Annotated in this window: 2 protein-coding genes; one reads left to right on the plus strand and one right to left on the minus strand. The window is 67.5% G+C overall.

Annotation, left to right across the window (positions count from 1 at the left end):
* Positions 1-533, minus strand: a 533-nt coding sequence (locus tag ACZ7HQ_RS45775; RefSeq protein ID WP_471003639.1) for a hypothetical protein, incomplete at its 3' end; no start/stop codon positions are given.
* A gap of 360 nt (positions 534-893) precedes the next feature.
* Between ACZ7HQ_RS45775 and ACZ7HQ_RS45780 the strand changes: the two genes are divergently transcribed.
* A partial coding sequence (locus tag ACZ7HQ_RS45780; protein ID WP_471003642.1) for a hypothetical protein occupies positions 894-1,151 on the plus strand: 258 nt, incomplete at its 3' end.

A 1,151-nucleotide genomic window follows, 5' to 3' on the forward strand; every position in this document is an offset into this window, starting at 1 on the left:
AAGACCGAACGTCCCTGCTTGGAACGCTCAAGCCGCCCTTGGGCGACCCCCTGTTCCAGAGAGTTGCGCACCACCGTCACCTGGACCGTGCGCTCAGGGTGCGCCTCAGTGAGCGAGGCCGCTACTTCTGCCGCCGACCGGGGCTCGCTCTGCCCTCCCAGGTAAGCAGTAGTCAGCTCCAGCCACGTCGGCTCCCCCGCCTTCTTGGGCGACACAGTCTTCTTGGAAGCCTTGCGCCCGGCGCTTGCAGCCGCCTTCCCTGCTGTCTTCTTACGGTCGGAGCCCCGCGCCGCAGGAACCGCGGCCCCCTTGCCGCCCTTGCGCTGCTTCGTTGCCTGCTTGGGCGTACCGCCGAGCACTTCCTGCATCTTCGTCAGGACCTGCTCACTCTCCTCCAGACGGACCAGCTCATCCTGCAACCGCGCCAGTTCGGTACGCACGCGCTCCTGCTCGCCGCGGTTCGCCGCCAGGTCATCAGCGACCCGCTGCGCATAGTCGGCCGTGACACTCTGAGCGGGAAGGTTTCCAGACATGTAAGTCCTCGGCTCTCAACGTGGGGGGCGTGTAGCGATGATCGTACCCACATAGATCAAGCCAACCCGCCAGTGCGTCTAGTTGCACAGCGACCACCTGAGCGGGGCTGCTCCGTCGCCGGTCGTGCAGGGCGGATGCGCCCGGCCCTTGTGCTCACACCCTCCGGGAGTGGCCGGGAATCGGTCTCCCCTAGGGCCCGCAACGTGGAGTCCGGCCAGGTAGATCGCGGCTGTCCTATCGTAGCGGGCGGCGGTGCCGCGCCACTGTTTGAGGCGTTTGATGCACCGCTCCGCGACCTGGAGATGGAACGGGAGCGGCAGGAGTGGTTGCACTCAGGCGGGCGGCCCGAACGCGCCCACATGCTCATGACCCTGGAGCAGGCCGGCCTGCTCGGCACGACCGGTGCGCATCACGGGGCCGAAGGTCCGCTCGTGCTGCACGAGCCCGAGGACACCGACGCGCTCGACTACCTGAACGAGTACGGCGAATTCTTCGAGATGTCCCTCATCCTCATGAGCCACGGCATGGCACCTCCCCGGGACCTGGAGGCCGTTCCCCCGTCGGTGCAGGCGCACAGCGCGCTGCTGCGGGCCGTGGCATGGGCCGGAACACTGGAG

It is taken from the genome of Streptomyces sp. NPDC037290 (assembly GCF_055603245.1).